Annotated in this window: 23 protein-coding genes and 1 pseudogene; 10 read left to right on the forward strand and 14 right to left on the reverse strand. The window is 63.7% G+C overall.

The window, feature by feature from the left end; translation table 11 throughout:
* Positions 1-55 precede the first annotated feature (55 nt).
* Entirely contained in the window at positions 56-1,801 is a 1,746-nt protein-coding gene (locus VGN46_RS17850) for a M28 family metallopeptidase (protein ID WP_331645705.1), read from the reverse strand.
* A 126-nt stretch (positions 1,802-1,927) separates the two neighbouring features.
* Between VGN46_RS17850 and VGN46_RS17855 the strand changes: the two genes are divergently transcribed.
* From VGN46_RS17855 to VGN46_RS17865, 3 genes are all read left to right on the forward strand, one after another.
* Positions 1,928-3,319, forward strand: a complete 1,392-nt coding sequence (locus VGN46_RS17855; protein ID WP_331645707.1) for an Hsp70 family protein — start codon at positions 1,928-1,930, stop codon at positions 3,317-3,319.
* Positions 3,320-3,550: 231 nt separating this feature from the next.
* Complete coding sequence (locus VGN46_RS17860) at positions 3,551-4,525, forward strand: helix-turn-helix domain-containing protein (protein ID WP_331645709.1); 975 nt, start codon at positions 3,551-3,553, stop codon at positions 4,523-4,525.
* A gap of 215 nt (positions 4,526-4,740) precedes the next feature.
* A complete protein-coding gene (locus VGN46_RS17865) occupies positions 4,741-5,685 on the forward strand; it encodes an LD-carboxypeptidase (RefSeq protein WP_331645711.1) in 945 nt (314 codons plus the stop codon).
* A gap of 16 nt (positions 5,686-5,701) precedes the next feature.
* On the opposite strand, the gene VGN46_RS17870 is transcribed toward VGN46_RS17865, so the two are convergent.
* A complete protein-coding gene (locus VGN46_RS17870; protein ID WP_331645713.1) occupies positions 5,702-6,034 on the reverse strand; it encodes a hypothetical protein in 333 nt (110 codons plus the stop codon).
* A 214-nt stretch (positions 6,035-6,248) separates the two neighbouring features.
* Between VGN46_RS17870 and VGN46_RS17875 the strand changes: the two genes are divergently transcribed.
* Complete coding sequence (locus VGN46_RS17875; protein WP_331645715.1) at positions 6,249-7,490, forward strand: histidine kinase; 1,242 nt, start codon at positions 6,249-6,251, stop codon at positions 7,488-7,490.
* Positions 7,483-8,250 carry a LytTR family DNA-binding domain-containing protein gene (locus VGN46_RS17880; protein ID WP_331645717.1) on the forward strand — a complete coding sequence of 256 codons (768 nt, stop codon included), beginning with the start codon at positions 7,483-7,485 and terminating at the stop codon, positions 8,248-8,250. Before VGN46_RS17875 ends, VGN46_RS17880 begins: the two co-directional genes overlap by 8 nt.
* A gap of 165 nt (positions 8,251-8,415) precedes the next feature.
* Here VGN46_RS17880 and VGN46_RS17885 read toward each other — a convergent pair whose 3' ends face one another.
* Both VGN46_RS17885 and VGN46_RS17890 read right to left on the reverse strand, forming a co-directional pair.
* Positions 8,416-10,401 carry a CocE/NonD family hydrolase gene (locus tag VGN46_RS17885; RefSeq protein WP_331645719.1) on the reverse strand — a complete coding sequence of 662 codons (1,986 nt, stop codon included), beginning with the start codon at positions 10,399-10,401 and terminating at the stop codon, positions 8,416-8,418.
* Between the two features lie 81 nt (positions 10,402-10,482).
* Positions 10,483-10,701 (reverse strand): hypothetical protein, encoded by a 219-nt coding sequence (locus tag VGN46_RS17890; RefSeq protein ID WP_331645720.1) that lies wholly within the window; start codon positions 10,699-10,701, stop codon positions 10,483-10,485.
* Positions 10,702-10,814: 113 nt separating this feature from the next.
* Between VGN46_RS17890 and VGN46_RS17895 the strand changes: the two genes are divergently transcribed.
* Positions 10,815-11,480 (forward strand): VOC family protein, encoded by a 666-nt coding sequence (locus tag VGN46_RS17895; protein WP_331645722.1) that lies wholly within the window; start codon positions 10,815-10,817, stop codon positions 11,478-11,480.
* Positions 11,481-11,515: 35 nt separating this feature from the next.
* Here the strand turns inward: VGN46_RS17895 and VGN46_RS17900 are convergent, their stop codons facing one another.
* Positions 11,516-11,977, reverse strand: a complete 462-nt coding sequence (locus VGN46_RS17900; RefSeq protein ID WP_331645724.1) for a heme-degrading domain-containing protein — start codon at positions 11,975-11,977, stop codon at positions 11,516-11,518.
* Between the two features lie 53 nt (positions 11,978-12,030).
* On the opposite strand from VGN46_RS17900, the gene VGN46_RS17905 reads away from it, so the two are divergent.
* A complete protein-coding gene (locus tag VGN46_RS17905; RefSeq protein ID WP_331645726.1) occupies positions 12,031-13,629 on the forward strand; it encodes a Na+/H+ antiporter in 1,599 nt (532 codons plus the stop codon).
* A gap of 5 nt (positions 13,630-13,634) precedes the next feature.
* On the opposite strand, the gene VGN46_RS17910 is transcribed toward VGN46_RS17905, so the two are convergent.
* Both VGN46_RS17910 and VGN46_RS17915 read right to left on the reverse strand, forming a co-directional pair.
* Positions 13,635-13,991: a hypothetical protein gene (locus VGN46_RS17910; protein ID WP_331645728.1), complete on the reverse strand. Its 357-nt coding sequence runs from the start codon at positions 13,989-13,991 to the stop codon at positions 13,635-13,637.
* Positions 13,992-14,094: 103 nt separating this feature from the next.
* Entirely contained in the window at positions 14,095-15,222 is a 1,128-nt protein-coding gene (locus VGN46_RS17915; protein ID WP_331645730.1) for a Fic family protein, read from the reverse strand.
* Between the two features lie 180 nt (positions 15,223-15,402).
* On the opposite strand from VGN46_RS17915, the gene VGN46_RS17920 reads away from it, so the two are divergent.
* Complete coding sequence (locus VGN46_RS17920; RefSeq protein WP_331645732.1) at positions 15,403-16,059, forward strand: hypothetical protein; 657 nt, start codon at positions 15,403-15,405, stop codon at positions 16,057-16,059.
* Here the strand turns inward: VGN46_RS17920 and VGN46_RS17925 are convergent.
* The gene (locus VGN46_RS17925) at positions 16,056-16,238 is read right to left on the reverse strand and encodes a hypothetical protein (RefSeq protein ID WP_331645734.1); all 183 of its coding nucleotides are present in this window, start codon (positions 16,236-16,238) and stop codon (positions 16,056-16,058) included. The genes VGN46_RS17920 and VGN46_RS17925 overlap by 4 nt on opposite strands.
* Before the next feature lie 224 nt (positions 16,239-16,462).
* Here VGN46_RS17925 and yjjJ point away from each other — a divergent pair, with 224 nt between their 5' ends.
* Positions 16,463-17,803, forward strand: coding sequence for a type II toxin-antitoxin system HipA family toxin YjjJ (gene yjjJ / locus VGN46_RS17930; protein ID WP_331645736.1), 1,341 nt, complete (start codon positions 16,463-16,465; stop codon positions 17,801-17,803).
* A 12-nt stretch (positions 17,804-17,815) separates the two neighbouring features.
* Here yjjJ and VGN46_RS17935 read toward each other — a convergent pair whose 3' ends face one another.
* The 4 genes and pseudogenes from VGN46_RS17935 to VGN46_RS17950 form a co-directional block, all read right to left on the reverse strand.
* A complete protein-coding gene (locus VGN46_RS17935; RefSeq protein ID WP_331645738.1) occupies positions 17,816-20,689 on the reverse strand; it encodes a glycoside hydrolase family 35 protein in 2,874 nt (957 codons plus the stop codon).
* Between the two features lie 105 nt (positions 20,690-20,794).
* Positions 20,795-21,043, reverse strand: coding sequence for a hypothetical protein (locus VGN46_RS17940; RefSeq protein ID WP_331645740.1), 249 nt, complete (start codon positions 21,041-21,043; stop codon positions 20,795-20,797).
* Positions 21,044-21,145: 102 nt separating this feature from the next.
* Positions 21,146-21,535, reverse strand: a pseudogene (locus tag VGN46_RS20380) (GIY-YIG nuclease family protein); the annotation flags it as partial.
* Positions 21,427-21,831 carry a hypothetical protein gene (locus tag VGN46_RS17950; RefSeq protein ID WP_331645744.1) on the reverse strand — a complete coding sequence of 135 codons (405 nt, stop codon included), beginning with the start codon at positions 21,829-21,831 and terminating at the stop codon, positions 21,427-21,429. The pseudogene VGN46_RS20380 and the gene VGN46_RS17950, both read right to left, overlap by 109 nt.
* A gap of 363 nt (positions 21,832-22,194) precedes the next feature.
* Here VGN46_RS17950 and VGN46_RS17955 point away from each other — a divergent pair, with 363 nt between their 5' ends.
* Complete coding sequence (locus VGN46_RS17955) at positions 22,195-22,587, forward strand: hypothetical protein (RefSeq protein ID WP_331645746.1); 393 nt, start codon at positions 22,195-22,197, stop codon at positions 22,585-22,587.
* Between the two features lie 37 nt (positions 22,588-22,624).
* Here the strand turns inward: VGN46_RS17955 and VGN46_RS17960 are convergent, their stop codons facing one another.
* Together VGN46_RS17960 and VGN46_RS17965 are read right to left on the reverse strand one after the other, a co-directional pair.
* Positions 22,625-23,248, reverse strand: coding sequence for a carbonic anhydrase (locus VGN46_RS17960; RefSeq protein ID WP_331645748.1), 624 nt, complete (start codon positions 23,246-23,248; stop codon positions 22,625-22,627).
* Between the two features lie 124 nt (positions 23,249-23,372).
* Positions 23,373-25,511, reverse strand: coding sequence for a TonB-dependent siderophore receptor (locus VGN46_RS17965; protein ID WP_331645750.1), 2,139 nt, complete (start codon positions 25,509-25,511; stop codon positions 23,373-23,375).
* Positions 25,512-25,560: the final 49 nt, after the last annotated feature.

Below are 25,560 nucleotides of genomic sequence, written 5' to 3' on the forward strand. Positions count from 1 at the left end.
GCGATGGGGGTTGCCACGAGCACCCATCGCGCGCAAGCGCGCTCCTACAAGGGCGTTACTTCTTTTTGTTGCCGCTGGCCAGGGATTTTTCGCGGATGGCCTTGAACTCGCTGCCATCCTTCCAGGTGGGCCATTCGTCGCTGTTGGCGAGCTTGTCGCCCACCTTGTAGTACGCCATGACGTTCTGCATGACGCCGGTGAAATCCCAGCGAATGTCGTAAACGTCGGTCGGCTGGTGGTAGCGGTTCTTGTTGTAGTCGTCGGCGGCCGCCTGGCCAGCGGCCTTGCCACCCTTCACCCAGTCGATGCCGCCACCCGCCGCAAGCGCGGGGACACCGGCCTTGGCGAAGTTGAAGTGATCCGAGCGGAAGTAGTGGCCCTTTTCGGGCGAGGCATCGCCGGCGACCACGCGGTTATCGGCTTTCAGCACGTCGGCCAGCGTGTCTTCCAGCGTGCCCTGGCCGAGGCCGGTCACGATCATGTCCTTCGTGGCACCACCGATGGCGAGCGCATCCATGTTGATGTCCGCGACCGTCTTGTTGAGCGGGAAGGGCGGGTGGGCGACGTAGTAGGCCGAACCAAGCAGGCCCGATTCCTCCATGGTCACCGCCGCGAACACTACCGAGCGTTTCGGTTTTTCCTGGCCGAATTTCGCCGCGATCTCGAGCAAGGCGGCGATCCCGGTGCCGTTATCGATGGCGCCGTTATAAATCTGATGGCCCTTCAACGCCGGGTCGTGGCCGAGGTGATCCCAGTGCGCCGTGTACACCACGGCCTCGTCGGGCTTTTCAGTGCCTTTCACCATGCCGATGACATTGTTGCTCAGCGATACCGTGATATTGCTGTGCAACTGGATGTTGGCTTTGGCGTCGAGCGGTACGGCCTTGAACCCACGCACATCGGCCTGTTTCGCCAGATCGTCGAAGTTCTTGCCGGCCTTCGCGAACAGGCGCTGGGCGGCTTCGTGGGTGAGCCAGCCCGCCACGGGCACGCGGGGCGCCGGGCTCTCGCTTTCGGGCAGGTCCAGGCGCGGCATGGTCCAGCCGCTCTGCACCACGTTCCAGCCATAGGCGGCCGGCTCGGTCTGGTGGACGATGAAGACCGCGGCTGCGCCCTGGCGCGCCGCTTCCTCGAACTTATACGTCCAGCGGCCGTAGTAGGTCATTTCGCGGCCCTTGAACAGCTTCGGATCGTTACCATTCCAGCCCGGGTCGTTGACCAGCACGATGACGGTCTTGCCCTTCACGTCCACACCGTCGAAGTCGTTCCACTGGGCTTCCGGGGCATCCACGCCGTAACCGGCGAAAACGATGTCGGAATCCTTCAGTTCCACATCAGCTTTGGCCTGCAGCGTGCCGACCACCATGTCCTTGCCGAAGGCGAAGGCTTCGGTGCCGCCACCCTCCGCGACAGTGAGCTTCAGGCTGTCCTGGCCGGTGAGGTCGGTCGACACGGCCGGTACGGTCTGCACCCACTCACCCTTGTTACCCGGCTGGAGGCCCGCTGCCTTGAATGCCGCGATGATGTAGTTCGTGGTCAGGCGTTCGCCCAGCGTGCCGGGTTTGCGGCCGTCATATTCATCGGACGAGATAACCCGCAGGTGCGCGGCGAAATCGCCTGCGGTGATATCCGGTGTGAAGTCGTGCTTCTCGTTCGCCACGGCCGGTAACGGCGGCGGCGGGGCGGTGGACGGCCGGGCAGGCGCCGTACTGGCGGCGGCCGGGGCCGTCTTGTCCTGGTCGTGGTTCTGGCAGGCGGCCAGGGCCAGGGCGGAGAAACAGGCGAGGGCGATTCGGCGCATCGGTCGGGGATTCCCTAAGGCGTCTGTGGCTCGAACCCCGAGTGTAGCGGTAACCGTCCCGCTGTCGCCTGATACGCGGCCCGGTCATAATGGACGGTTTTCCCCGTCTGGAAAGAGCCTGCTCCCATGCGCATCGGCATCGATTTCGGTACCAGCTATTCCGCCGCCGCGGCCGTGGTGGATGGCCAGCTTCAGCTGGTCCGTTTTGGCGAGGAGCGGCAGTTCCGCACCGCCGTGTTCTTCCCGGAGGTGGTGCCCGACTTCGATGACTTCGTGCTGACTCCGGTCCTCGAGGCCCAGGTCGAGACGATCATCCGCGCCTCGCGGGCCGACGAGCGCCATACGGGCCGTGCGCCTCGCCCCGAGCGCGACGTCCGCCGGGACGCGATTCGCGTGGTCCGCCGTCAGTGGATGGAGGAGCGTCTCCGCGAGGCCTCGTCATCCTCCGTGGCGAGCTTCCAGGATGCCCTGTTCGGCGAAGAAGCCGTGGAGGCCTATCTCGAAGAAGGGACGGGCAACCTGATCGAATCGCCGAAATCCATGTTCGGCTACAAACTCGACCCCAGGGTGCGCAAGACGATCGTCAGCATCGCTGCCCACATCCTGGAGCATGTACGCCTCACGGCCACCCGCCAGTTCGGCACGCCGGTGCGCGAAGCCGTGATTGGCCGGCCGGTTGAATTCCGTAGCTCCATGGGCGCGGCAGGTGGCGAGCAGGCCCTGGGGATCCTGCGTGAAGCCGCAGGCGTGGCGGGCTTCGATAGCGTGTCGTTCCTGGAAGAGCCGGCCGCCGCCGCCATGCACTACCACCTCTCGTTGGCCGATCGCCAGCACGCGCTCATCGTCGATATCGGTGGTGGTACCACCGACGTGGCATATGCCGAGCTCGGCGCGGGCGATGCGCCCGTTATGCACCGCAGCTGGGGTTTGCCGCGGGGTGGTACCGACCTGGATGTTGGCATGAGCCTGCACAGCCTGATGCCGCTGTTTGGCCGGGATGACTCGGGCGTACCCATCCACCACTTCGTCGAAGCGGCCAGCGTGCACAACCTGCCGAAGCAGCGTGAGTTCCGTAAGCAGGATTACCGGCGCGTGGACGAGCCCTACGCTTCGCGGCTGCGCGCCTTGCAGGGGACGGGGGCCACGACGCGCCTGAACCAGCAGGCCGAGCGGATGAAAATCGAGCTTTCCGGGGCCGATCAGGTCAAGGCGGAACTCGATTTTATCGAGCCCGGCCTGGCCAGGCAGGCCGGCGGCGGCGATTTCCAGCTGGCCTCCGAGGATTTCCTCGACCGCATGGCACGCTTGCTTGCAGAGGCCCAGGGCGATATTGCCCTGGCACCGACCAGTATTTTCCTCACCGGCGGTACCTCGCGCTCGCCGCAGGTCCGTGCCAGGGTCGCGTCAAGTTTCCCGGGGATTCCCGTGGTCCACGGGGATCCGTCCCTCGGTGTGGTCTCAGGGCTGGCCCAGGCGGCACTTTTGCCAGATTCATCAAATGTTTCCGGCACCCAGTAAGCGAATTCGGCAGATTCACAAATTACTGGCATTTCCTCGCATACACGGTTAGTTATAACGGCCGGGGGCCACCTCTTTTGGGGTGGCCGCTGTGCCCAGGGAGTTACGTGCAGGCGCCGGGCCTGTCTGGATCAACGCGGGGGTGCGTATGGGACAGTGGAGTGGAGTTATGGGAGGCGGTGGCATGAGGGATGCCGCTCACATCAACGACGGGACGTGGGAGGGTCAGGCATGACGCGCCCCATCGACGTACAAGGACTGGAGGATTTCGACCTCGTCACGCTAGGCGCAGCCATGGGCGTGTGTGAGGTGGATCTGTTGACGCTGAGCCCTGCGCGGCCGCGCGCGGCCATTGCGTCTCGAATCTATGATGGGGTGACGTATTTCACCGCGCACATCGATTTCGATGTTCGTGGTTCGCTAACCGTGCCAGATGACGCGTGCATGCTCGTCTACATGCACGAGGCGGGCGAACGTAGCTGGTGCCAGGGCGTGAGCATCGAATCGGAAATGGCCGTCACGCTGTTGCGTGGCACGCCGACGGATTTCATGTTCGAGCGCGGTACGCGGTTCACCATGGTCGTGGCGCCCTACGCACGCTTCCGCTCGCGTTTCATGGCATCGGACCACGCCGATGTCGATATGGCTGCGCAGCGCCTGCGTCTGTTCGCGGTCAACTCGGATCCACTGAAGCGCGCGTGGCGCCAGATCCGCGATCGCGTGCGGGATGGCGAGGACGATGGCTTCGGGCCGATCGAGGACCTGCTCGATGAGCACATCCGGGTAGCCCTCTCGTCATCATCGGAAGACCGTCCGGTCGCCTCGCGTGGCCGTCGCGCGCACTACCAGGTGATGCGCCGTGCCGAGCGTTTCATGCGCGCCAACCTGCGTCGCGATATCTATTCGCAGGAGCTCTGCCAGGCCGCGGGAGCCAGCGAGCGGGGCCTTCGCTACGCGTTTGATGACCTGCTCGGCATTCCGCCCAACCGCTACCTCGCGATGTTGCGCCTGTGCACGGCACATCGCAGCCTGGTCACCGCGGAAGCGGGCCGTCGTTCGGTGAAATCGGTGGCGCTCAGCTGCGGCATGTGGGATCTCTCACGTTTTGCTGAGAAATATCGCAGCGTATTTGGTGAGCAACCGCGCGAAACGCTGACCCGTAGCGTGCCGGATGACTTAGCTGTCGAGGAAATGGACGACCTCTGATCGCGGGCACGCCACGATGCCGTTTCGGCGTAGTGGCGTGCCGTGATTGATGAATCAAAGGATGCGCCGCCACCTCTAATGCGCTTGGGTGCGCGGTGACGCACGGAGGTGGAACGATGAAGGCCAGAGTCGCGGCAGAGCAGGGCGCGGGCAACTTGCGGTTGCCTTTCTCGAGTCATAGCGGTATTGGTAACGCAAGTCCAAACTTGCATCACATGCCGAAACGACTTGATATCCAGCTGCTAGCCCCGTCCGGTTACGCCGAGGATCGCGCCGCCTGCCAACGCGCTATCGAACGACTGCAAGCCGCCGGGCACACCGTGCACGGCGGTGGCGTGGTGGATCGCGTGGCGCTGCGTTTTGCCGGCAGCGATGCCGAACGCGCCGCCGACATCAATAGCCTGGCCGATCCCGCCCGGCCCCTTCCCGATGTTGCCATGGCGATCTGCGGCGGCTATGGCGCCATCGCGTTGCTGGATCGCCTGGACTATGCCGGCCTGGAGGCGCGGCTCGCCGGCGGGCGTTGCGTACTGGTGGGGCATGGCGACTTCACCGTGATCCAGTGTGCGTTGCTGGCCCGCTGTGGCGTGGGCAGCTTGCATGGGCCTATGCTTGTGCAGGACTTCGGCGGCGGTTACCTGCGTGAGAACACCTGGCGTCAGTTCTGGCAGACGCTGGATGGCCCCTCGATGGAAGTGGGCTGGGCCTGCAGTGAAGGCACGCCATCGCTGTACCTCGAAGGCACGCTATGGGGCGGCAACCTGTCCGCGTTGTGCAGCCTGGTCGGTACACCCTACATGCCGGTGGTCGACGACGGCATCTTGTATATCGAAGAAACCGGCGAACAGGCGTACCGCGTCGAGCGGATGCTTTACGAGCTTCTGTTGAGCGGTGTGCTGGCGAACCAGCGCGCGATCCTGTTGGGTGGCCTGGGTGGCCAGCGGGTCACCGAATACGACAATGGCTACGATATCGACCACGCGCTGGAACGCTTCGGAGCTGCATGTGGCCTGCCGATGCTGCGCGGTCTCGCATTCGGCCATGGGCCAGAGAAGTGGACGCTGCCGTTCGGCGCGAAGGGCATCCTCGATGTGCGTAACGGCAACGCGGTGCTATCCGCGCGCGATTACCGACGTGTGATCGAGACCGCCGGCACCTGAGCCGGCGGCCGTTGCGTCAGGCCGTGACCTGCGTGGCGCCGATGACGCCGATGAACACGATGGAGAGCATCCAGAAGCGTGCGGGATCGCGCCACACGCACACGCCCAGGCAAACCACGCCAAGCGTGCATGAGACGATGCCCGCTGCCGTGAGACCCAGTGCGGCCAGCGACGGATCGCCACCGGAGGCGATAAGCATGGGGCGGAAGATGGCGTACCACGCCAGGATGAGGCAGGCACCGCCGACGATGCCCAGAAGCCAGTTAGATGGATGGTTCTTCGGCAGGAGCTGGACGCCGAGATAGATCGCGAGTACGACGACAGCGAAAACGATGAGCAGCAAAGCCATGCATTTACCCCTTGGTCGAGGCTTGCGGTCCCCACCGCTTAAGCCATCCGCCGAGCATGGACCATGCCGTGGCTCAGGTCATGCTGCGCCGCGCCACCCCTGATTCAGCGCTGAAGCGCCGTTTCGTCGGCGCTGGGGGCGTTTCGTCGGATAACCATCCATGGGCGCGGTGCGGCAAAGTATGCTCGCCGCCATCTTCAAGGGAGTGCCACGCATGGCCAGCATCCGTTTCCTTGCCCGGCTGATCGCTGCCTGGGTGGCCGCGCTCTGCGTACTCCTTGTGTGCTGGGGGACGCTCGATATTGGCCATGACTTTCCGGCGATCTTCACGCTGATCTGGTTCGTCGGCCTGCTGCTGGCGCTGGGACGCGGTGTGAGCCACCTGTATCGCGTGCGTACGATCGCTGGTCGTATTGATCCGGAAACCGTCGCCAACCGCCAGCGCCGTCGCGTCGAAGTGCCGTACGGCGCCGAAGAGACGCTCGACCTCGTTGAGAGCGTCGTACGCGGCCTCCCCGAGATTCAGGATGTAAGTGCCGCGCGTGGCGGCCTGCAGGTGCGCGGCACGATCCGCCATGCGGTCGTGGAGCCCGCGTCGGTCCCGCTACGCAAACGCCGTCCGCACGATCCCTTCCAGCGCAACACCCGCATTGCCGCCTCCGTCGTGCCTGGCGAAGGTGCCTGTACCGTACTGTTCGTGTGTGAGCCCGATAGCGGCGCATGGACTGACTGGTTCAACCCGGATGGCGGCGTGTCGCTTGAGTACGCGGAGACGCTGGTCCGTGCGCTCACCCAGCGCATTAACGAACGCCGCAACCGCGAACGCGCCGATGCCCGCCAGACATCGATGGAAAAGGAACTCACGGCGGCGCAGCTGAGCCTGCTGCAGGCCCAGGTGGAACCGCATTTTCTTTACAACACGCTGGCCAGTGCACAGGAACTGGTACGTACGGATCCTGCGCGCGCCGACAAGATGCTTGGGTACCTCATCGACTACCTGCGTCGCTCGCTCCCGCGCACCGATGGTTCGCTGTCGACGGTGGGCCAGGAACTGGAGCGTTCGACCGCGTGGCTGGAAATCATGCAGCTGCGCATGGGCGGTCGCCTGACGGTGCACGTCGATGTCCCTGAGGCGTGCCTCGTTTATGCCATGCCTTCGATGATGCTGCAGACCCTGGTCGAGAACGCGATCAAACACGGCCTTGAGCCCAAGCCTGGCGGTGGCGGTGTCTGGATCCGTGCCGCATGCGATCCCACCGGCCTCTCGCTCACCGTTGCAGACGATGGCATGGGCTTGCGCATGGATGGCACGGGCAGCGGGATTGGCCTGAAGAACCTGCGCGAACGGCTGCGGCTGACTTACGGCAATGCCGCCTCGTTCGCGATCGGGAACAACTTCCCGAATGGCGTGGCCGCGACGATCACGCTGCCGATGACGGAGGCGACCCGTGCCTAGGTGCATCCTCGCCGAAGATGAAAAGCTGCTCTCCGCCGCTTTGCAGCGCGAGCTGGCGAAGGCGTGGCCCGACCTGGAAGTCGTCGCGGTCGCCGAAGATGGTGGCGAGGCGCTGGAGGCGATCGCCGAGCACACACCGGATGTCGCCTTCCTCGATATCCGCATGCCGGGCCTCACCGGTATGGAAGTGGCCGCCGCTGCGGCCGACGTGAGCCCGCGTACGTTGGTGGTGTTCATCACTGCCTACGATCAGTACGCCGTCGACGCGTTCGAGCGTGGCGCCGTGGATTACCTGCTGAAGCCGGTGTCGGCTGATCGCCTCGCCCAGACCGTAGCGCGCCTGCGCAGCCGCCTGGCCGATGTGGAGAAGCATGCGAGCCGGACAGGGCGCCTGGCCAAGGATATGCGCGACCAGTTCGATAGCACGCCGGACGAGCCGCTTACATGGATCACTGCCAGTACGGGCCGGGCTACGCGGTTGATCCTGGTCGAGGACGTGATCTATTTCCGCGCCGACAATAAATACACGCTGGTGGCGACCGCCGATGGCGACGCGCTGCTGAGTCGACCGATCCGCGAGCTGCTGGAGCGGCTTGATCCGCGCACGTTCCGGCAGATCCACCGGTCGACCATCGTCAATCTCCGCCAGGTCGCCTCCGTGGAGCGCGATGACGGCGGCAGGGGCTGCCTGCACCTGCGTGGCCGCCCCGAAACCCTCACCGTCAGCCAGCCGTTCATGGCTATTTTCCGGGCCATGTAGGAAGGAGACTGCCATGAGTTTCTTACTTGCGATCGTCTATTGCTTCGTCAACCTGTTCGGGTACATACGCCCGCACGATGGGAGCCTCGTGGCGCTCACGCGGCTCTCGGCTTGTGTGGCGACGCCGGCCCCGGCAGGAAGCCCGGGACCGGCTAACGTCAAGGGTTACTGGCGGGGAACCACCGTGAAGGTGATCTTCGACGGGTGTTCCGCATCGTGGTGCACCGCGTTGTGTGCGATCACGCCCTTGGTTTCGTCGTAGTTGTTACCGCCCGTGTTGAGGTTGCGGTCAAAACGCGGGAAGTTGCTGCTCGACACCGCCACGCGCAGCTTGTGCCCGGCGAAGAAGAAGTTGCTGGTGTCGATCGGCTGGAACGTCACCTTGTACACCTCGCCATCCTTCATCCACACCGGCGGCTTGTCGTAGCCCTCGCGGTAACGCATGCGCTGGATATTCTCGGTCAGGTTGAAGGCACGGCCATCCGGATAGACGTCCATCACCTTGAAGGTGAAGTCGGTGTCCTTCGCATCCGAGGACACATACAGCGTCACGGTGATCGGGCCGGAGACTTCCGTGCCTTCCTTGAACGGCTCCGAGTCATAAACCAGGATATCGTTGCGGGCGAGCTGTGTGTTCTGGTCAAACGAACCGAACTTCACCGCATTGCCCTGGCAGCAACCGCCGCCACCGAAGGTGGTCACCGGATTCATCGGGTCATACAGGAACGTATCGGGGTGGTCGGTACCGCCGGCCGTATCGACCAGCTTGCCATCGCCGTACAAGGTGTTCGCCTTGCCGCCGCTGGTGAAGTACAGGTCATGCGTCACCGCGCCCACCGGTGGCCAGGTCTGCGTGTTGTGCCACTTGTTCTCGCCCATCACGTAGTACATGACCTTGGCCTGCTTATCGATCACCGGGCTATCCACGCCCTTCAGCCACTTGTCGAACCAGCCATAGACCAGATTATCCACGTCGAAGCGTGCATCGCCCACGTCGAGGTCGCCGATCATGGTGTGCTCGGTGGCGCGTGAGTACCCGCAATGCAGGGAGGGCGAGATCACGGCGTACTGCTGGTCGGCGATCTCCTTCGAGGCCGTGGCGCGCACGTGATTGTAGGCGGCAAGGTTCGGTGAAACCGATACATCGAACCAGCTCATGAACCACAGGCCTGGCTTGTTGATCTTCATGTTGTCGTGCCACAGGCCGCCCTTGTACCAGGCAGGGCTGTTCGGTGCGCGCGCGATCATGTTGCCGCCGGTCGGAACATCCATGGCATCGGCGAAGATGCCCTTGGGGCCGCCCGCCTTCTTCATGATGTCCTTCTCGGGCAGCGTCCAGAACGCCTTGTCCCAGTCGATATCCGCCGGCTGCGAATCCAGGTCGAACAGCTTCGAGGCCGCGATAAGGTCGGCCTGCGAGGTGTTTGCCGGGAGCATCGGGCGCACCTGGTTCTGTTCCTTGGTGAGCCAGGCGATGAACAGCATCTGCACCGCACCGCCGCGGTACCAGTTGCCTTGTTCGAAGTAGGGTCCCACGCGGCCGACGCCGGCACCGAAGCCCTGCACGTTGAACGTGGCGAGTCCCGGGGTGTTCTGGGCCACCACGGCCATCTGCCATTCCGCCGTCGACGAGCAGCCGGTCGTACCGACCTTGCCGTTCGACCAGGGCTGCGCGGTGATCCAGTTCACCGCGTCGACGCCATCCGACAAAGGCGCGCCGAGGATCTCGTAGTTGCCTTCCGAGAAATAATGGCCGCGCTCATTCATGTCGATGTACGCGTAGCCGCGCTTCACGGCTTCCAGCTGGCGCGTCATGTCGCGCGGCGCACCGTTCTTCACATCCCAGAAGTTGAAGTTGTACGGCGTGCGCACGAAGATTGTCGGCACCTTGCCGGTTGCGTTCTTCGGGCGGTAGACGTCGGCGGCCATGCGCTTGCCGTCGCGCATCTTCACCATCACCTTGCGATCGACGACCGCAATGTCCTCGAGTTTCTGTTCGATGTCGTTGCGTTTCGCGATGAGCTGCTTCTGCTCAGGCGTGAGGACGGCCTGGGCGGCCACTGGTGCCGCGAGCACGGCAAGGGCGGTAGCGCCTAAAGCGACCGACAACGCGGTCCTGGCAACGTGGAGGGCAGGGCGTGTCGGTCGCATGGGCATGGGCCTTTGGGCTCGGGACGATCAGCCGAGTCTGGCAAACGCGCCATGGCAGGTAAATCGTGACTTCTGGCAGGGTCAGGCTTCGGGTACGGGGATGCCGTAGCGGGCGAGCAGAGCCGAGATCTCGGAACTCACCCAGTCGAAGTGATCGGGGCCCGCGGCTTCAAGCACGATGTTCGATTGCGTCGCGAAAGTAGGCCAGAACGCATCCGGGTCGGGGTTGTCGCGCAAGCCAGCAGCCACCTCGGTATCGAGGCGGTCGAGCATGCCTTGCAGGTCATCGCGATGGCTCATGGCCCAAGGGTAACGCCGTTATGTGTCCGCAAGTCGTGTACGGTTTTGCTTGACCTTAACTTTGGTTGAGGTTGTTCAATGGGCGGTATCCCTATCGAGCCTGGATCGCCTGCATGCGCTTCACCCATATCGAGCTGCCATCGAGCGATGTCGACGCTTGCCTGGCATTCTTCCGTGATGTCTTGCAACTGCGCATCACCGGCCATGTGGTGCATGCCGGCTGGACCGATATCGAGATCATTCCGATCGTTCGGATGGGTGATGGCGCGGTGCACCTCGCCTTCAATGTGCCGTACCACCGTTTCGCCGTGGCATGCGAGTGGATCGCGCAGCGTGCCCTGATCTTGCGCGACCCATTGGGCGAGGAGCAATTCCACATTGGCGACCCCTGGGACTCTGAGTCGGTGTATTTCGCGGGGCCGCACGAAGCCGTGTTGGAACTGATCGCGCGTAAGCCCCTTGGGGGAGAAGGCGTGGGTGGAGGCCCGTTCCACGGGCGTGAAATCACCTGCGTCAGCGAGGTCGGCCTGCCCACAGAGGATGTGCCCGCACTCGTTCGCGATCTGGTCGTTCGCTTCGGCATATCGCCGTTCGGCGAGGTCTCGGATGTGTTCGCCCCCATGGGCGGTCACGAGGGCCTGCTCATCGTGGTGGACCAAGCCAGGCGCTGGTTTCCCGAGCATCGACAATTGCCTGGGGGCCGCGGCCTTCGCTTGTGCCTGGGTGAGGTCTGTTCCGGAAGGCCCGTGAGGGGGATCGCTGGCTGGACTGTGGAGTAAGTCGCGAGTCCTGGGTATCTAGATTAGCGCCGGTGCTATTTGACGAGCGCTTCCAAGGTTGATGCAACGAGCCGGTGATCCTCGGCCGAGGGCATGCCGGAGACGGTGATGGCACCGATGACGCCGAGGCCGCGCAGGCGAAGGGGAAAGCCTCCGCCGTCGCTGGCGTGGTCGGCGGGCGCGAGGCCATAGCGTTCTTCGAGTGACTGGCCGGCCTTGGTCAGCTTCATGCCGACCGCGAGTGTACTGGTGCCCAGAGCGAGCACGGTGTTCCGCTTGCGGCGGATCCAGTTCGCATGGGAAATGTCCGTGCCTGGCAGGGCCACATGGAAGAGGGGGCGGTCGCGCAGGCTGATGTCGATCGCGACGGCGGCGCCCTGTGCCAGCGCGGCCTCGCGCAGGGCATGACCGAGTTCCCAGGCCTGCTCCAGGGTGAAACGGTCGAACTGGAGGACCTGCTCCTCGGCGGCGAGGGAATCGAGCGTATGTTCAATCATGCGTCGATTGTATGCCGGTATCCTTTCGGGAACGTCTCAGCAAACTGGCTCCCATGTCTTCGACCACGACCTTCGAGTTCATCCTGATCCTGCTCGTGGCCATCGTGGCCCTGGAGTTGCTCGCGCGGAAGCTGCGCCTGCCCACGGCCGCGGCGCTACTGGCCGGTGGCGCGGGCATTGCGTTCATGCCGGGTGTGCCAGCGGTCAGCTTCGATCCGGAGCTGGTCCTTATTGTCTTCCTGCCGCCACTGCTGATGGATGGTGCGTATTACACGGTGTGGTCAGATTTCCGTCGCTACCTGGGCGGGATCCTCTGGCTTGCCGTAGGCGCTGTCGTCTTCACGACCCTGGTGGTCGGTGCCGCTGTGCACTGGATCGTCCCGTCGCTGCCGTGGGCGGCGTGTTTTGCGCTTGGTGCCGTGGTATCACCGCCCGATGCGGTCGCGGCGAAGGCCGTTCTCGGCAAGGTACGGCTCCCGCGCCGTCTGATGGTCTTGCTGGAAGGGGAAAGCCTGCTCAATGACGCCACGGGCCTGGTGTTGTTCCGCTTTGCCGTGGCCGCGGCGCTCACCGGTGCCTTCAGTTCGAGTGGGGCCTTGCTGAGCTTCGCCGGGCTGGCGGCTGGCGGCATCGCCGTAGGCGCCATCGTCGGCGCGCTCGTGGTCGTGGTCCTGCGCCGCATCGACGATGTATTCCTCGCGGTAACCGCGTCATGCCTTTCACCATGGGCTGCCTACATCGGCGGCGAGAGCTTCCACGTGTCCGGGGTCATGGCGGTGGTCACCACCGGCATCATTTTCGGCTGGTTCCAGCACGAGGTGTTCTCCGCCAGCGCGCGCGTCCGCGGTGGTTCGTTCTGGGCCGTGATGATCTTCATCCTGGAAGCCCTTGTGTTCATCCTCATCGGCTTCTCCCTGCGCGGTGTGATCGAACGCCTGGGTGGCGTCGGCAACACGATCGAGCAGTTGGGCCTGCCTATCCTTGGTGTGCTCGCGGCCGTTATCACGTCCCGCTTCGTCTGGGTGTATGCCACCGATTACCTGCGGGTGCCGGTGTTGCGTGCGTTCGGGAAAAAACCGTCGCCGCCATCGCCGAAGTCGAGTTTCCTGCTGAGCTGGGCGGGCATGCGCGGCGTGGTCACCCTGGCCATCGCCCTGTCCCTGCCGGAGAACATGCCCGGTCGTGACCTGACCCTGGCTGCCGCATTTGCGACGATCCTGGTCACGGTGGTCGTGCAGGGCGGCACGATCGGGCCGGTCATTCGCTGGCTCGGCCTGGATCGCAACGTACAGGCGGAGGGCAACCATCTCAATGAGATGCAGGCGTACCTGCACGTCGATGCCGCGCAACTGGAGGCGGTGAAGGCGCACGCCTACGCGGCCGATGGGACACTGTTGCACCCGCGCCTGCTCGAGCAGTACACGTATCGCGTGAACATCGCCCGGCGCGTGGTAGAAGAGTCCCGCTCGATCACCGATGATCGCGAGGCGCACTACGATGTCGTGTTGGCCGCGCTGGCGGCAGGCCGGGTCGAATTGCTGCGCCTGCACCGGGCGGGGCACATCCACGACGACCTGCTGCATTACCTTGAACGCGACCTCGATTTCCAGCAGGTCGCGGCCGAGAACGACCGGAAAGGGCCTGGCGAGTAAGGGGTCTACGCGACCTTGTTGGGCCCGCGGACCGGTGGTTCGCGCAGCTGTTCGACGAACTGTGCCGCGCGGCCAAGGGCCTGCGCCATCAATTGCACGCGGTCCATGGGCACGGAAATCACCGCAAGTTCTTCGCGTTGCAAGTGGATATTCGGCTCGGCACGGCCCCACGCGAATTCGGTTTCGTTGGGCGACTGCGAACGCGTCGGCACGTCATCGTGCGTGATGCGCTGCGATTCCCGGAAGAAATGAAGGTGGACGAAGCCGTCGTCGGTCGGGCCGGTAATGGCGATGCCCGTGGCGACGCCCGACGTGAAGGTCGGCGGCCGCACGTGCAGGATGTTCTTCTTTTTTTCGTCCATGGATCCCCCTTGCGCGGAGCATACGCAACCCCCGGTTACCGGTCTATCGGCCAGATGGGGTCGGGGGTGGGGATTGTGCGCGGGTCGACGGATTGGGGGTGGTTCAGTCTGGCTCGATGGGGGCGAGCTCGTACCCAGTGCTTCGGCCGCCGCCTTCGGTACGGCGGAGCATGCCTAGCGCCACGAGCTCGTTGATATCGCGCAGTGCGGTGTCGGTGGATGACTTGGCGATCGCCGCCCATTTCCCCGAGGTGAGCTTGCCCTGGAATCCGTCGAGCAGCCGGTTGACCAGCTTTACCTGCCGCGCGTTCATCGGCGTGCTCGCCCACCGGCGCCAGAAGCGCGCCTTGAACAGCACCCCGTCAAGTGAGACCTGCGCGGCGGCGACGGCGTCGCGCAACGTGGCAAGAAACCAGCTGAGCCATTCGTCGACATCCAGCGTGCCCTTCTGAGTTCGCTCGAGGATCTCGTAGTAGGCCGACCGTCGCCGCTGGATTTCCGCGGAAAGGCTGTAGAAACGCTGCGGGCTTCCATCCGCACGGGCTAGGAACAGATCGCCCACGGCGCGGGCCATGCGTCCGTTGCCATCGTCGAAGGGATGCAGGGTGACGAACCAAAGGTGCGCGAGTGCCGCCTTGATGAGCATCGGCTCGCCCGTCTCGCGGTTGGCCCAGTCGAGGAACCGGGCCATTTCGCGATCCAGGCCATCAGCGGGTGGTGCCTGGAAATGCACCTTGTGCCGATGCATCGGGCCCGATACCACTTGCATGGGCCCCGTGGCGTCGTCCCGCCACGCACCCACGCGCAGGCGGGTGAGGTTGCTGTAACCGGTCGGGAACAGCGCCATATGCCATGCGTGCAGCCGTTCCGCCGTGAGGGGTTCGCTGGCGCCCAGTGTCGCGTCGAGCACCATGTCCACCACACCTTCCACGTGGCGGTCGACGGGTGCCAGGGCGCCGATGTCCACACCCAGGTGTCGTGCGACGGATGAGCGCACGGAGGACACGTCGAGTGTTTCACCTTCGATAGCACTGGTCTTCACCACGTCGTCGGTGATCGCGACAAGGCTGGCCTCGCCGCGGAGCGCCATGCCTACATCTGCCAGCCGCCCCAGCAGCCTGCCCTGGAGCTGACTGACTTCAGCCAGGGGCGCGGCCAGGCGCTTCAGGTCGTAGCGCCAGTCGGGCCAGGCTGGGGATTGCCAGATGTAGGTATATTCGCCGCTTCTCATGCGGTGAATATGCCCTCTAATCGCCGCATGGTCAATTAATCACCGAATAATATGCGGTAATTAAGGGGCGCAATCACCGCACGTTGTGACCGATGGCACCCGGGTGACCTCTGGGGCATGAGTCGGTATCCGTCCGGGTCTACTGTCCGGGTCTTGCGAATGACCCAGTGAGGGACAGGTATGTCGATTTGGATTCGTTGTGCGGGTTTTGCTGCGCTCGGCCTGGCATCTGTCGCGTCGGCCAATGATGCGCTGCTGGATGAGGCATTGGGCCGTCCCGCGGTGCCGCTTGCCGAGGTCAACGGCGTGGTCCGCACCACCTCGCACATCGTGGGTGGTGAGAAGCCTGAGTCCGACACGGATGTCATCGATCCGCGGAAGGAGCCGAAGAAGGCCCTTCCTTCCTATGCCGTCCTGAAGTCCGTCATAGGAAACGACGCGAAGCGCACGGGCGGCGACGCGGGACAAGCCGTGTACACATTCACCACCCGTACCGTGCCTAAAGGCTACGCCGGGACGGGGAAAGCGCATGTGACTTCAGGTGCGGATGACCAGGAAAGCTATGACGGCACGGCCGTGGTCGTCGCGGATGCGGAGGGCCATCCGTATGTAAGCCGCCTGAGCCTGCATCTGCAGACGCCTTTGCGTACCTTCTTCGCCCACGTCAGCGTGCTCGATTTCGACTACGCATTCGCGCCAGCGGCAACCACTGCGTTTGTCGCCACTGGCATGAACGTGCACGTCAACCTGAGCGCCCTGTTCGTCATCCACCGTGACATACATGTTGAATCCACGCTGGTACCGGGCATTACTGACCTGCCGTCAAAGGACGGCTAGTCAGGAGCTTTGGCGGGCACGAACGGCGAGACGGGATCGCTGGCCGGGAAGGTTTCTTCAAGGGCCTGATCCTGGTTCTCGCTCTCGTGCGCCTTGCGTTCTTTCTTCTCCGAGGGCGTCTCGGGTTTCGCCGGCGCCTTGTGGTCCGGATGGTTGACGTCATTGCGATCGTGGTTCATGGCGAGCCTCCCGTTCAATGCATGGCCACTTTTAGCTCGCAGCCGTGAATGGGGGGTGGTGCGGGCGTTAGGGACGTCATGGCGTTGTGAATCCCCACAAGAATCTATTCAAAAAAGGCGTGGTATTTCTTATAAATAATTGAATTTATAGATATTTGACATGGAGAATCTATTCATGTATCTATTCAAGCATGGCCACACTGTCTCGATACCTTGCGTCTTTGATGAACCTTCTCCGGACCCGTGGGGCCTCCACGGCGGCGGAGTTGGCGGCTGCGCTTGAGCTCAGCCAGCCAACGATCTCCCGTGCCCTGCGTGACGCCGGCGATCAGGTCGCGCGCATCGGCTCCGCGCGGCGTACGCGGTATGCAGCGAAGCGCGATGTGCGCGGGCTTGGTTCCTCGTGGCCCGTGTTCCGCATCGACGCGGGAGGCCATCCAACGGCATTCGGTACGTATACCGCGCTGTACGGTGGCGGGAGCCTCCTCGATGCCGGTAATCACCCCGACTGGCTTCGCGACGAGTTTGTAGATGGCCTGTTCCCCGGCGTGCCGTGGTTCATCGACGATCAAAGACCCCAGGGCTTCCTGGGGCGCCAGTTCGCTCAGTCGTGGGCCCACGAACTCGGTTTGCCTTCCGATATCCTCCGGTGGAACGACGATGCGGTGCTTGCTGCGCTGCTGCTTCACGGCGACGATGGCCCCGGCAACTTTGTGCTCGGTACGAGCGGGCTGGACCGCGCGCTGGGCGACTCATGGGCAGCGATGCCCGCCGCCGCGCGCGAAGCCGAATACACCCGGTTGGCCGAGCGTGCGCTTGCCGGGGAGCCGGTAGGCTCATCAGCGGCAGGCGAGCAGCCTAAGTTCACGACGCGCATCCAGGATGCCGATGGCACGATCCGCCACGTCATCGTGAAGTTCAGTGAACCCGTGACCACGCCCGCAGGGCGGCGCTGGGCCGACCTTCTGATAAGCGAGCATCTCGCGGGTGAGGTCCTAGCGGAACATGGACATGCCAGTGCGCGCAGCGAGCTGATCTGGTCAGCGGATCGCCTTTGCCTGGAGGTCACCCGGTTCGATCGCATCGGCGCCCACGGTCGGCGCGGCTTTGTCACGCTGGCCGCATGGAGCGATGCACACGACGGTGAACGCGATGACTGGGCAAGCGCTGCGCAACGCATGCATGAAAACGATTGGGTCGATGCGGTAACGGCATCGGACGTGCGCCAGCGTTGGTGGTTCGGCCGGATGATCGCGAACACCGACATGCACTTCGGTAACCTGGGGTTCTTCCTCGACGACGCATTACCACTGCATGTGGCGCCGAGCTACGACATGCTGCCGATGCTCTATCGCCCCGGCGCGAGCGGTGCGCTGGTGCCACGCGAATTCCAGCCGGCGACGCCGGTACCGGCCGATGCGGCGTATTGGGAGCGCGCATCGGCGTGGGCGGAAATCTTCTGGCGGCGCGTGGCTGACCATGCTGGCGTGAGCGCCGGGTTCCGAAGCGTGGCGACCGCGAACGCAGGGCGGGTCAGTGCCCTACGGGAGCGGTTTGTCGCGTGATCGCCGACGCTGTTACTTGAGACCCGTCCGGTAATTCCCTTGCATCACCAACGATACCTCGCCGAGGCCGCCATCCTGCGCGGTGCTCCAGGAGGCGATGGCGATCGTGTTCTCACCATGCAGGTTCAGCAGGGCTACCGGTAGCTCGAACTCGGTCTGCGGGCCCACGTCGCTGATGTAGCGGCCGATCTGCCAGCCGTTGATGAAAATGATTGCGCGGTAGTGGTGTGGAGCGGCGTCCTTGATACGCACGGCGATGGGTACGTCCTGATCCTTGGGGATATCAAGTGTGAAGGTCGTGCGGTACCAGTCGACACCCGGCTTGTCGGTCGCGTGTGGCAGCGTCGTCGTAGGCCACGGAGTGTCAGTGAAGCCGGGCAGGTGCCAGCCCTTGCGCTCGCCATAAAGGCCGCCGATGTTGAACGGGCCACGCACGGGATCAGGCAGGTCTTCGCCACCGACATTGCCTTGCAGCTTCCAGTGGATGGTGGCGTCTGACCCCTGCAGCGTCGCTGACATCAGGCCGCGTGGCTCACGGAATGCGCCGTTGTGTTCTTCCTGCAGATGGCCGGTGTTCTCCACCAGCACGGCGACGACATTGTCACCGCCCGTCTTCAGCCAGCTCGGGTCGATCGGGAACTGCTGCGCACCGCTTGGGTTGTTGCCCAGGTAATGGCCGTTGAGCCAGGCGGTGAAGATGCCATGATTTCCAAGGTGTACACCCAGGTTGGCGGAGAGCCGGATCGACGCTTCCTTGCCCGTGGCCTTGAAATGGCCGCGGTACCAGACATGGCCGTGATGGAAGCCATAGTCGTCACTATCGAGGATCGGGAGCTTCTGGTCCCAGTAAGGGTTGGGCGTGCTGGTGCGGTCGGCGGCCTGCCAGGCGTGGTCATCGAAGCGTGCCTCGATTTCGGGCGCGCCGTTGGTCACGTGCCATTCGCGCAGTACGGGGAGGCTCACGGGCGCCGGGCCTTCGAGGCGGCCCGTAAGCGTGCCAGAGGCGGTCGCCGTGGTGGTCACCGGCATGCTGTTCCACGTCACCGTATGCGTGGCTGGCGCCGCAAAGACTTCGAGATCGCCCGCGGTCGCCGTATCGCCGGTGAGTGCCAGCGTGTCGCCCTGTTGTTCAGCCGTGCGTGCCAGGTAAGGTCCGCGAAGAAGGATGGGCCCGTTGTTCGAGTCGAGCTGCCAGAAGCGCGTTGCCGCTTCGTTGTCGGCCAGAAGCAACAGAAGCGAGCGGGTCCCCTGGGTCAACGCGACGCGCGCCAGTCCGTCGTGTGAGTAGTTGAGTCGCAGTGTGTGTGTTTTCGCATCCCAGTGGCTGGCAACCTTGCCCTCGATCACCTCTACGTCGGGCTGGTCCGGGTAGCGCAGCACGGTTTCACCGTCCTCGCCATGCCGGCCGTAGAACACGGCGATATCGCGATCCCCCGAACGTAGCTGGGTCAGCAGTTCTGAGGTGGAGTAGGCGAGGTCCTGCTGGCCAAACGCGTAGTCGGCGAGGAAGACCTTGGAGTCACGCCCATTCACCCGAATCACCGTGCCCGGGGCCTGCGGGATGCGCACGTCGCCCATGCCGCGTAGCGAGAGGGTCAGGTGGGTAGTGTCATTCGTGGTATCCGCTGCCTCGGCGTGGCGCAGGATGTAGAAGCGCGTGCCATCGTCGGGGTTGCGTCGTGCGGTAACCCGCAGCCGGCGGTTCTCCGCCACGGCGCTGGCCACGGCATCGGTGCGCGCAAGCGGGGCCGCGGCGCGCGTCATGTAGCCGATGAGTTTCTGCTGGTCGTACTTCGACGTGAGCTGGCGGCTTGCCGTGATCGCCGCGCCGTAGTCATACGACGTGTACACCCCCGGCGACGACAGCCAGCCCCAGTTGATGCCGCCGTAGGTCATGTAGAAGTTCTGCATGGTCGAGCCCGAAGCCATGGTCGCTTCGTAGAACACGCGCTCGAACTCGGGGCCGGTGAGCTTGCGGCAGGCTTCGTAACCCGGGCCGCCCCATACATCGAACGCGCCGCCCTGGTACTCGGGGAAGAACAACGGCGTGTTCTTCAGGCCTTCGCGCTCGCTGGCAAAATCGTAGACCCCGTTCCAGCGATCGGGGCGGGTGCAATCGAAATCCATCGGGTACGAATCGTAGCCCGGCATATCGAGCTTGCCCACGCCCTCGAAGAAGTTGGTGTTATGGTTACCGAACAGCGGCACCGTGATGCCGTCTTCGCGTGCCTTGTCCTCGAGCGCCTGCATGTAGGCACGGCCATCGTCGGAATCGTTGTAGAACTCGTTTTCAACCTGGTAGAGCAGCACGCTGCCACGCCCATCGGTCACCTGATGTCGTGCGAGGATCCGGTCGATCGCGGTCATCCACTCGCGATAGGCCGCGGTGTAATCGGGCGCTGTTGAGCGCGGTTTCCCAGCCGTGCTGACGAGCCAGCCGGGGAAGCCGCCGGCATCGGTTTCTGCGTTGATGTACGGGCCGGGGCGGGCGATGACATAGATGCCAACGTCACGAGCCATGTCGAGCAGGCGGTCGACATCACGGATACCGGTGAAGTCGTAAACGCCGCGCTTGGGCGAGTGGTAGCCCCAGTCGAAATAGATCTCGACGGCATTGAAGCCGGCGGCCTTCATCTTCTGCAGAACGTCTTTCCACGACTCGGGGCTGGGCAGGCGCCAGTAGTGGAAGGAGCCTGACCAGAGGTAGGTCGGCTTGCCATCGATGATGAGCGAGTGGCGATCGAAGGTGACGGTATGGGCGGGGTGCTGCGGCGGCGCCACTTCGGCGGCGCGGACGCTTTCGGTCGCGGCGATGCCGGCGGTCAGCACGGCGAGGCTGGCCCAAACGGCCGTACGACGGCCCAGCGGCCCCTTGGAATGCGACATCCCCATCTCCCAGTCGTCTTCAGCAAACGGCCACAGGCCACTCGCGAAGGGTGGGTTAATTTGTGGATATATGCAAATGTGGGGAATTGTTACAGGCGTGCCGTTTTACGCAAGACGTTGATAGTGCTGCTCGTACCAGGCCACGACATCGTCGGGCAGGAGTGTTCTGGACGCGATACCGACGGCCTCGTAGCGTTCGATCGCCAGGGCCAGGGCGTTCTCGGCGCGGTCCGCCGCGAGGCCGTACGCGTGCGCCTCGGTGACCGCTTCGAACAGGCGCGCCGCCCAGTCGTAGGCACGATCCGTGTTTTCGCCGAGACGGGCGGCTAACCATGAGCGGAGTGGGGCGATCACCTGATGATTGCCTTCCGCGGCGAGGGCTTCGGCGTGTCGTGCGACGTCAGGGTCGATGCCCGCATACCACTCGGTTTTTCCGGCGGCGGCTTCGCGCACCTCGAGTGGTGCCAGCGCGCGCGCCTCCGCAAAGCGCAGCAAGAGCGCGCGTTCGATCGCGCGCGCCTCCGCGACCTTGTCGACGGCTACGAGCAACCCTCGGTCAAGATCGAAGAACGCATGGAACCTTCGGTGCAGGTCCATGAACCGGCGGAGTGGATCACGGGCAAAGCCCACCTTGACCAGATCGCGGTCGCGACACGGGAGTACGTAAACGAAGGCCTTCCCCCGCGAAGCAAAGCGGGGGAGTGGGGCGTCGAAGCCCTCGTCGGGTGGCGCTGTGCTCAATGGTCCTTCGGCGGTGGTGCGTAAGGGACGAAGGGGCCAAGGACGACGAAGCCGCGAAGGCCGCCACCGTAGCGGTCGACCATCTTCACGGAATCCAGGGCGCACAGCTGCGAGCCGAAGGTTTTGGTCACCATCACATCGTTCGAGTCCAGCGATTCCGCGCCAGACCTGAGCTGGTTGACGTAATACGTCGAACCGATCCGGTAGGCGATGGTCGTCTTATCGATGATCTGGGTGTTGTAGACCTGGGGGAGGTCGATGCATTGCTTCGGGTTACCAGCGATGCGGCCCTCGGTGATCTTGGCGAGCTGAGCGGCTGGGTCGTCCTTGTGGGCCAAGGCTGGGCCTGCGGCAGCCGTGGCGAAGGCAAATGCCAGTAGGGAGCGAATTGTGGGCGACATGGCGGCCACCATGGGGAGTGGGGGTGCTCACCATTGTAGGCCGATGTGGCGCCGCTGGAAGGGCGCAACCTACGGACAAAGGCACGAATCCTCACGTGCGTTCCGGCGGTCGATGACAGCGCACGGATTGGGTCGGAAATACGATCTAAGTCTCTGATCAAGTAGTGCAATGGTTGCACTGAAGGATCGTCGACGATAGGATCAATCTTTGCCAGCCATAGCCAGGTTTTCCCGATCAGCACCCATCTCCACCAAGCCCAATTTTTACTGACGTCGGCTGAGGCGATTGAACCAGGCGTCCTATCGCTCTCGTTCGCTGATGGTTACGAAGGTACCGTTGATATTTCCAGTTCGATAGGTCGCTTGCGAGCTCTCGCGCCGTTGCGCGCGTGGGAACTCTTCGAGCGGGTCGCGCTCGACGAGTGCGCGCGCGGCGTCATCTTTGGCGACGACGACAACCTTCACCTCGCGAGCGACAACCTGCGCGCCAAGTCCCTGGAGCAGGCGGGACACTTTTCCCACGAGCAGATCGTCGTATGGATGGCACGTCACGAAATGACTTTGGACAGGGCCGCTGAAGTTCTTGGGCTGAGCCGGCGGATGCTGGCCTACTACCGCAGCGGCGAGAAAGCTGTCCCTCGCACGGTGGGCCTCGCGATGATCGGTTGGGAGACCATCGCGAACCCGCCGCGCAGACGACATCCCGGTCGACCGCAGGATAAGCCTATCCACTCACGACATCACGGCACGCGGTGAGCCCGAGCTGCGCGTCGGCGGCTGTTCGTGGACTTCCTTAGGACAGACCTTCTGAAGTAGGGCGGCCGACCGAAGCACCGTCGATCCTAGCCACTTCCGTGAACTCACCCGTATCCGTGTTGTAGAACAGGCCGAGGATTTCTGCGCGCTTCGGGACGCCCGGGCTCGCGCGGAGCAGGTTCGTGTCGTAGGCGAGTGATGCCTCGAAGTCAGTGATGCACACGCTCGCGGGATCAAAGGCGTGGGAGATGTCGGTGCCATGCTCGTGGTGGAAGGCGTCGATCATGCCGTCGGCGCTGTATGAGGTGGCGCCGCAGTTGGAATGGTGGACGACCACGATGCGTTCGATGCCGAACAGGTGCTGCAGGACCGAAACCGAGCGCACGCCATCGACGGCGCGGCCGGCGGCGACAGCCACGGTGGCAAGGGTGGTCGTGGAGCCGATGCGCGAACCATTCTCGTTGATGATCACTTCGCCCGGATAGGTTTCATCACCGAGGTAACGCGCTACGGCGGTCGGAATCTCCGTGACACGCGGGTCGAGGCAGTAGATGACGATTGTCTTGATCGGTACCGCGTGTGAAAACGCTTCGCGCATCGTTGGCTCATCAAAGCCATCGTGCGCGCTTAGGACGAACTCGCTGAACTTGCTGGTGTTCATGGGGTTTCTCCATAGCCGATGTCGGCCATTGCGGGTGGGCTGGAGAAACGAGTATTCGGTGGTAGGCGTGGGCCAGCAATTACACGCGAGGTAATCATGGCCCGGCCGGTTGCCTGTGGGGTGACTAGAAATGTCGCTCGAGTTCGAGCATCACGCTACGCGGTGAACCCCACGCCGTGCGATCGCTCGATGCCGTCACGAAGTACTTCTTGTCGAACACATTGCGCACATTGAGCTGTGCATCCCATGGGCCTTGCGTGTAGTAAACGGCCGCATCGAACAACGTGTAAGCCTTCATCAGGAATGGGCGCCCGTAGATCGGATCCACCGGTTCGTAGTTGCTGGCCAGGCGTTCGCTCTGGTAGTTCACGCCGCCGCCCACCCCCCAACCCGCAAGGACGCCATCCTGCACCATGTATTTGGTCCAGAGGTTCGCGTTGTGACGAGGAATACCCGCAAGGCGAACACCGGTGGGTAGTGTCGTGTCCTGCGTGATCTCAGCTTTCGTCCAGGCGTACGCGAGGGTGATATCCCATCCGGGCAGGGGATGCACGCCACCCTCGAGTTCCAGCCCCCGGCTACGTTGCTCGCCGGTGACCACATAGAAGTTGGGATGCTCGAAGTCCTCGGTCGCCACGTTCTGTCGCGTGAGCTGGAACGCGGTCACCATGCCGTGAAGGGTGCCATCGACAGACTGCACTTTCAGGCCGGTTTCAATATCGCGGCCGCGCTCCGGCGGCACGTTCCCGCCATCCCAACGCGGATAGCCGCCCTGCGGATTGAACGACTTCGACCAGTTCGCATACCACGCCGCGCCATCGCTGATCGCGTATGTCAGGCCGACGCGCGGACTGATCGCGGTGTCCGATACCTGGCCACTACCCGTACCGGTGCGTGCCTTGTCGATTCGCGCGCCAATGGTCGCCGTCCACTTGCCCCACTTTGCGTGATCCTGCACATACCAACCCAGCTGCTTGGTATCACCGCGATAGTGGGTGATATCGAGGTTCACCGGGCCGGGAACGATGCCGTACTGTGGCGCGTACACATCGAAAGGATAGGGGCCAAAGTCGAAGTTGTTGGTCGAGCTGGTCATGCGCCGTGCGAAATCGACGCCCACCAGCACCTCGTGTTCGATGGCGCCGGTGTTTCCGCTGATCGTGGCGTTATTGTCCAAGCGCAACGCATGGCCGTGTTCGTTGTAAGGTCCGTAGTAGAAGCGGTCCAGGGTGCGCATATCGCCATGCAGGCCGCTGGCGAATAGCCAGTGGTCCCATGTGTTGTGGAAGTCTTCATAGCGGATGCCCTGATGAAGCGAGAGCCAGTCGTTGATTCGCTGGTCGAGCTGCCAGCCTATCGCCTTCTGGTCGCGGCTTTGCTCTGCCGGGTAACGGATGTCGTTCACGGCGCGGTCGCGTGGCAGTTCGCCATGGGGGTTGTAGAGAATCGTGCCGTAGGCGGTGGTGGGCGACCACGGGTGCAGGCGGTCACGCTGGTAGGTGCCAAGGAACGTCCACGTCGTATCGCTGTTCGGCGCCCAGGTCAGGGCAGGCGCGATGTACGTGCGCTTAGCGTCCGAGCCATCGACGAAGTCATCCTGCTCGCGCTGGATGACGTTGATGCGGCCGAGCCAGTGGCCATCCTTCGAAAGTGGTGTGTTGGCATCCAGGCCGACTTCGCGGAAGTCATCCGTGCCAACGGCAGCACGTACATCCACGAATGCATCGTTTCGTGGGCGCTTGCTCATCAGGTTCACCAGGCCCGAAAGTGGTCCCTGGCCGTAGAGTCCCGACGCCGGCCCCTTCACGACTTCCACGCGCTCCAGGCCGCCCAGTTCCGTGCTGGCCATATCGTTGGTCAGCGCCAGGCCATCGAGGTAGGTGGCACCGGATGATGCATCGAAGCCGCGGATATTGAAGCCATCGAAGAAACCGTAAACATCACTACGCGACACGCCGGCAACGTTGCGCAGCGCGTCGGGCAGGCGGCGAATCCCCTGGTCATCGATTAGCTGGCGCGGGATAACCGACACGGCCTGGGCGGTTTCGAGGTTGGGGATATCGATCTTGCTGCCGGACGACGTGGCATCGGAGGTGGTCGCCTCCACGGCGACGTTATCGAGCGTGGTGGCATCCGAACGCTTCTTCTTGGCGTCAGTATCGGCATCAGCGGCGCTTGCTGTATGCGCGAGCGCGAACATCAGGGCGAGACAGAGGGCAGATTTTCGGGGCGCACGCGAGCGCCTGGACAGGAGGAAGTCCATGGGTAGGGCCTTGTAATGAGTGGCCGGCTACCCGAGGTGGAATGGCGTG

This window comes from Luteibacter sp., from assembly GCF_036500425.1.
Classification (GTDB): domain Bacteria; phylum Pseudomonadota; class Gammaproteobacteria; order Xanthomonadales; family Rhodanobacteraceae; genus Luteibacter.

Coding starts and splice junctions, on each gene's coding strand:
- VGN46_RS17850 (WP_331645705.1), bottom strand. CDS start 1,801: ATGCGCCGAATCGCCCTCGCCTGTTTCTCCGCCCTGGCCCTGGCCGCC.
- VGN46_RS17855 (WP_331645707.1), top strand. CDS start 1,928: ATGCGCATCGGCATCGATTTCGGTACCAGCTATTCCGCCGCCGCGGCC.
- VGN46_RS17860 (WP_331645709.1), top strand. CDS start 3,551: ATGACGCGCCCCATCGACGTACAAGGACTGGAGGATTTCGACCTCGTC.
- VGN46_RS17865 (WP_331645711.1), top strand. CDS start 4,741: ATGCCGAAACGACTTGATATCCAGCTGCTAGCCCCGTCCGGTTACGCC.
- VGN46_RS17870 (WP_331645713.1), bottom strand. CDS start 6,034: ATGGCTTTGCTGCTCATCGTTTTCGCTGTCGTCGTACTCGCGATCTAT.
- VGN46_RS17875 (WP_331645715.1), top strand. CDS start 6,249: ATGGCCAGCATCCGTTTCCTTGCCCGGCTGATCGCTGCCTGGGTGGCC.
- VGN46_RS17885 (WP_331645719.1), bottom strand. CDS start 10,401: ATGCGACCGACACGCCCTGCCCTCCACGTTGCCAGGACCGCGTTGTCG.
- VGN46_RS17890 (WP_331645720.1), bottom strand. CDS start 10,701: ATGAGCCATCGCGATGACCTGCAAGGCATGCTCGACCGCCTCGATACC.
- VGN46_RS17895 (WP_331645722.1), top strand. CDS start 10,815: ATGCGCTTCACCCATATCGAGCTGCCATCGAGCGATGTCGACGCTTGC.
- VGN46_RS17900 (WP_331645724.1), bottom strand. CDS start 11,977: ATGATTGAACATACGCTCGATTCCCTCGCCGCCGAGGAGCAGGTCCTC.
- VGN46_RS17905 (WP_331645726.1), top strand. CDS start 12,031: ATGTCTTCGACCACGACCTTCGAGTTCATCCTGATCCTGCTCGTGGCC.
- VGN46_RS17910 (WP_331645728.1), bottom strand. CDS start 13,991: ATGGACGAAAAAAAGAAGAACATCCTGCACGTGCGGCCGCCGACCTTC.
- VGN46_RS17915 (WP_331645730.1), bottom strand. CDS start 15,222: ATGAGAAGCGGCGAATATACCTACATCTGGCAATCCCCAGCCTGGCCC.
- VGN46_RS17920 (WP_331645732.1), top strand. CDS start 15,403: ATGTCGATTTGGATTCGTTGTGCGGGTTTTGCTGCGCTCGGCCTGGCA.
- VGN46_RS17925 (WP_331645734.1), bottom strand. CDS start 16,238: ATGAACCACGATCGCAATGACGTCAACCATCCGGACCACAAGGCGCCG.
- yjjJ (WP_331645736.1), top strand. CDS start 16,463: ATGAACCTTCTCCGGACCCGTGGGGCCTCCACGGCGGCGGAGTTGGCG.
- VGN46_RS17935 (WP_331645738.1), bottom strand. CDS start 20,689: ATGTCGCATTCCAAGGGGCCGCTGGGCCGTCGTACGGCCGTTTGGGCC.
- VGN46_RS17950 (WP_331645744.1), bottom strand. CDS start 21,831: ATGTCGCCCACAATTCGCTCCCTACTGGCATTTGCCTTCGCCACGGCT.
- VGN46_RS17960 (WP_331645748.1), bottom strand. CDS start 23,248: ATGAACACCAGCAAGTTCAGCGAGTTCGTCCTAAGCGCGCACGATGGC.
- VGN46_RS17965 (WP_331645750.1), bottom strand. CDS start 25,511: ATGGACTTCCTCCTGTCCAGGCGCTCGCGTGCGCCCCGAAAATCTGCC.